1 protein-coding gene is annotated in these 619 nt (G+C 58.6%); it reads right to left on the bottom strand.

What is annotated here, in order from left to right:
* A partial coding sequence (locus HMPREF2967_RS02805) for an ISL3 family transposase (RefSeq protein WP_070684910.1) occupies nt 1-481 on the bottom strand: 481 nt, incomplete at its 3' end.
* Nucleotides 482-619 lie beyond the last annotated feature (138 nt).

Here is a 619-nt window from a genome sequence, read left to right on the forward strand (position 1 = left end):
CCCCGTCTAGGTGACAAGGGTCGCCGTAGACAAGCTGGCGGCAGGCATCCAGCGCGACTTGGTTGACCAGGTCCCAGCCCACACCGAGTGCTTTGGCGGTGGCTGACACACTCATCCGGTCAATAGCAAGGCGCTGCAAGATCCAGCGGGTGACCCGGTGCGTGAGCTTGGCGCCGTCATCAGCGCAGGTTAAAGATTCTTGGAAGATCTTTCTCTTACATGAGGCGGCTGTACACCGGAATCTAGGGACTGTTACGTGCAGCCTAGTGGGGAATCCAACAACAGGAAGATCAACGAGTCGACGGGTGATGTGGTCGCGTAACTTTCCTGGCTGTCCGCAGTCCGGGCACACACCAGTAACGGCTACTGGCGTGGCCTCAATGATGGTCAGCGGTCCGGCATCAGCGGCACCGGTGATGGCAAGCCCGATTTCCGCGGTACGGCAGATAGTGTCGGCGACGAGATTTCCAGTAGGCTTCACAGTACGGGTCCCTGGTGGGTTTAGATGGTTGTGTAGGAACTTTCATCTTCACACCAGGGACCCCTACATGTTGTGGTGACCCGCTGAACCCGTCGATTTCTACCTCACCCCGCTACGCACCCCGAAACCGGAAGAGCC

It is taken from the genome of Corynebacterium sp. HMSC059E07, from assembly GCF_001814395.1.
Taxonomy (GTDB): Bacteria; Actinomycetota; Actinomycetes; order Mycobacteriales; family Mycobacteriaceae; genus Corynebacterium; species Corynebacterium hesseae.